Origin of the sequence: Aliiruegeria lutimaris (genome assembly GCF_900099935.1) — a bacterium.
In the GTDB taxonomy this organism is placed as follows: Bacteria; Pseudomonadota; Alphaproteobacteria; order Rhodobacterales; family Rhodobacteraceae; genus Tropicimonas; species Tropicimonas lutimaris.
The window spans coordinates 1-3,774 of the sequence record NZ_FNEK01000152.1; the positions used below are offsets into that span (position 1 = coordinate 1).

Genomic DNA, 3,774 nt, shown 5'->3' on the forward strand with positions numbered 1-3,774 from the left:
ACTCAGAATCACCTCGTCTGCAACCCGGCCAACCATATCATCCCCCCGAAATCACTCGGATCAATGATACGAACTACAGTTCCAGGTGACTAGGGCAGCAAGTATGAATGACTGGTGAATAGCGGCCTTCGCCTTGCTGCATGGCTTGCAGGGGCGCACGAAGATTGCGCCGCCGAGCGTTTCGGGTCAGCCTGCGGGTGAGGCGGCAAGTGCCGGACATGGAGCGGGAAGATGCGGATCGCGACCTATAATGTCGAATGGATGACCCATTTGTTCGATGAGGACGGGACCCCGCTGGCGGATGAACGCTGGTCGACGCGCTACAACGTCACCCGGCGCCAGCAACTCGAATCCCTCGGGATCGTGTTCACCGCGCTGGACGCCGACGCGATCCTGATCGTGGAAGCACCCGATCAGAACCGTACGCGGGACACGGTCGTTGCACTGGAGAGTTTTGCCCGCCTGTTCGATCTGCGCCAGAGCAAGGCCATGATCGGTTTCGCCAACCAGACCGAACAGGAAATCGCCCTGCTGTATGACCCGGACAGGCTGGAGTTGCGCCACGATCCGCAGGGGCAATTCTCCGGCAAGAAGGGCGATCCGGAAGCGCCCCGCTTCGATGGAACCTTCCGGATCGACCTCGACATCGACGCCACACCGGACCAGGTGACCTTTTCCAAGCCACCCTTGGAAGTCGCGGCGCGGACTGTGGATGGCACCCGGTTCCGGATGATCGGCGTGCATGTGAAATCCAAGTCTCCCCATGCCGCACGCGGTGACGACGACGTGATGCGGGTTTCTATCGCCAATCGGCGCAAGCAGCTTGCGCAATGTATCTGGCTGCGACGCCGGGTGGAGGCCCATCTGACCGCCGGGGACTCGCTGATCGTGCTGGGCGATTTCAACGACGGTCCGGGGCTGGACGAATACGAGAAACTGTTCGGCCGCTCTGGCCTCGATATCGTGATCGGAGAAGGCAGGCCGAGGGAAGAGCGCCTGTTCGATCCCCATGCCCAGCGTGGCCCGGTTCCACCCGGTTCCGCCCGCCCGCCGGCCACGGCGCGTTTTTATAACGACGTTGAGAAGAGATATCACTCCGCGCTTCTTGATTTCATCATGATCTCGCCTGACCTGCTGTCCAACAGACCGGCCTGGAGGATCTGGCATCCTTTCGACGACCCGAAGATCTATCAGCTTCCCGAATTGCGCGAAGCGCTGCTGGCGGCCTCCGATCACTTCCCCGTGACATTGGATATCGATCTGGACGCTTCCGCGAATCCCGGCGCAGGCGTATGATCGCACCATGACACGTTTGCCCGCCCTGGCCCTTGCCGCCGCTATCGCCGCCGCCCCGCTTTGTGCCCCCGCCCAGGAGTCCGATGTCGAGGATGGCTTCAACCTCATCGAAGAAGGCGCAAAGCTTCTGCTCAAGGGGTTGGCCGACGAAGTGAAGCCGATGATGGAGGACCTTGCGATCGAGATGGAGCCCAAGCTGCGCAAGTTCGCCGAGGAGATGGCGCCGATGCTGGAGCAGTTCTCGGAACTCGTCGACAGCTTCGACAAGTACCATCCGCCCGAGCGGCTCCCGAATGGCGACATCATCCTGCGGCGCAAGACCCCCGAGGAGCTTGCCGCTCCCGAAGAAGGGGATGAAACCGAACTCTGAGCGCTACACCGGCAGGCGCCCGGAAATTTTCCGCGTGACCTGAGGGTGCGAAAGCAGTACAGCACCGGCCCATGTCCGAAAGCAGACTGACATACGCGCTCAAATCCGGCGCGCTCCACTTGCCACAGACCGGCCAGATCGCCGTTTTCCGTCCCCGTGCGGGGGCCGACCTCTCGGCGCTGCCGCGCGGGCGGGTTGAAATCGTGCAGGGCAACCGGGCCGATCATGATTTCTGGGCGCGCCAGGGATATCGCACCGAGATTTCCGCACCCGAGGATTTCGCAGCCGCCATCGTGATGCTGCCGCGCGCCAAGGCCGAGGCGCGGGCGCTGGTGGCCGAGGCGAGCGCCCATGGCGGCAGTGTCATCGTCGATGGCCAGAAAACGGACGGGGTCGATTCGATCCTGCGCGAGATCCGCAAACGCGCCGAGGTCTCGCCGCCGGTTGCCAAGGCGCATGGGAAGATCTTCCAGTTTCAGGCCGGACCGGGCGGTTTCGCCGATTGGAGCCTGCCGCCGGTGACGCGGCTTGAGAGCGGCTGGGTGACCGCGCCGGGCATGTTTTCGGCCGACGGGCCGGATCCGGCCTCGGTCGCGCTTGCGCGGGCATTGCCTGAGAAAATGCCGGGCAGGGTGGCCGATATCGGCGCGGGCTGGGGCTATCTGGCCTTCCATGCTCTGGAGCGGCGGGATGTGACCGAATGCGTGCTGGTCGAGGTGGAACATGCCGCGCTCGAAGCCGCACGGCAGAACCTGCATGGCGGGCGGGCGCGGTTCCTGTGGGCCGAGGCCGTGAACTGGACCGATAGCGAACCCTTCGATCACATCGTGATGAACCCACCCTTTCACACCACCCGCGCGGCCGATCCCGCGCTCGGGGCCGCCTTCATCAACGCCGCGGCGCGCAATCTTTCCCCGCACGGCACGCTCTGGCTTGTCGCCAACCGTCACCTGCCCTATGAGGCGCCGCTCGAAGCCGCTTTCGGTGAATTGCGCGAGATCGAGGGAACATCCGGTTTCAAGATCTACGCCGCTCGCCGCCCAAGGGGGCAATCCGCCGCGTCTCGGCGGCGCTGAAAACCGTTATCATCTCCGCGATGCCCAACTGGCACCAGATCGACAGGATCTTCTCATGACTTTCTCCATCCAAGGTAAAACAGCGATCGTGACCGGCGCAGCCCATGGAGTCGGGCTGGCCATCGCCCGGCATTTCATGGAGCAGGGTGCCAATGTCATGTTTGCCGACATGGACGAGAAGCGCCTGTGCGAAGAACTGGGTTCGGAGAAGGGCGATGACGCCCGTGGCAATGCCCGTGCCTTTGCCGGCGATCTGCGCGAGCGGTTGACCATCGCGAACCTGCTCTCCGCGACGCTCGACTCCTTTGAGCGGGTGGACATCCTCGTCAATGCCTGCCGGCAAATGGTGGCCTCCGATCCGCTCGATCCGGACAATGACGCGGTGGAAATGCTGCTGGAGCAGAACCTGATGACCGCATTGCGCCTGAGCCAGACCGTGGCCAAGCGCATGATCAAGCAGGCAGAGATCGACGCCAACGAAGATGCGGTCGCGATTGGCTCGATCATAAACCTGTCATCGATTGCCGCGCGGCGGACTCACCCGGAGTTGCTGGGATACTCGGTCTCTACTGCGGCGCTGGACCAGATGACTCGCTCGCTCGCCGTGGCGCTGGCACCGAATCGCATCCGGGTGAATGGCGTGTCTTTCGGTTCGGTCCTGTCCTCCAGCCTGATGGAAGCGATCAAGGAAAATGCAGACTATCGCACGAATATCCGCGATCACACGCCGATGAACCGGATTGCCAAGCCGGGAGAGGTGGCCGAGGCAGCGCAATTCCTGGCCTCTGACGCGGCGGCCTTCATGACCGGTCAGATCATGACCGTCGATGGCGGCCGCACGCTGCTCGATCCGGTGAACGCGCCCGCCCACTAGGCGGATCTCCGGTCGGTCAATGTTGCTGATCCGCGGCGCGCTGTTCGTAATGGCTGGGAGGGGGCTTTGCCCCCCGCGCTCTGGCGAGCGCTCCCCCCAGGATATTTCGGGAAAGAGGATAGATTAGAGCGTGTCGCGTTTAATCGGCCTCATAGCCT

4 protein-coding genes are annotated in these 3,774 nt (G+C 63.1%); all 4 read left to right on the plus strand.

What is annotated here, in order from left to right:
• The first annotated feature begins 231 nt into the window (after nt 1-231).
• The 4 genes from BLR85_RS27895 to BLR85_RS27910 all read left to right on the plus strand — a co-directional run bounded on the left by BLR85_RS27895 (nt 232) and on the right by BLR85_RS27910 (nt 3,616).
• Nucleotides 232-1,296, plus strand: coding sequence for an endonuclease/exonuclease/phosphatase family protein (locus BLR85_RS27895; RefSeq protein WP_093165071.1), 1,065 nt, complete (start codon nt 232-234; stop codon nt 1,294-1,296).
• Between the two features lie 7 nt (nt 1,297-1,303).
• Complete coding sequence (locus BLR85_RS27900) at nt 1,304-1,666, plus strand: hypothetical protein (RefSeq protein ID WP_093165074.1); 363 nt, start codon at nt 1,304-1,306, stop codon at nt 1,664-1,666.
• 71 nt (nt 1,667-1,737) lie between these two features.
• Nucleotides 1,738-2,742: a class I SAM-dependent methyltransferase gene (locus BLR85_RS27905; protein WP_093165077.1), complete on the plus strand. Its 1,005-nt coding sequence runs from the start codon at nt 1,738-1,740 to the stop codon at nt 2,740-2,742.
• Between the two features lie 55 nt (nt 2,743-2,797).
• Nucleotides 2,798-3,616 (plus strand): SDR family NAD(P)-dependent oxidoreductase, encoded by an 819-nt coding sequence (locus BLR85_RS27910; protein ID WP_093165080.1) that lies wholly within the window; start codon nt 2,798-2,800, stop codon nt 3,614-3,616.
• The last annotated feature ends 158 nt before the right edge of the window (nt 3,617-3,774 follow it).

What these genes read in the sequence shown, in the direction of transcription:
- BLR85_RS27895 (WP_093165071.1), top strand. Translation starts at nt 232, where the DNA reads ATGCGGATCGCGACCTATAATGTCGAATGGATGACCCATTTGTTCGAT.
- BLR85_RS27900 (WP_093165074.1), top strand. Translation starts at nt 1,304, where the DNA reads ATGACACGTTTGCCCGCCCTGGCCCTTGCCGCCGCTATCGCCGCCGCC.
- BLR85_RS27905 (WP_093165077.1), top strand. Translation starts at nt 1,738, where the DNA reads ATGTCCGAAAGCAGACTGACATACGCGCTCAAATCCGGCGCGCTCCAC.
- BLR85_RS27910 (WP_093165080.1), top strand. Translation starts at nt 2,798, where the DNA reads ATGACTTTCTCCATCCAAGGTAAAACAGCGATCGTGACCGGCGCAGCC.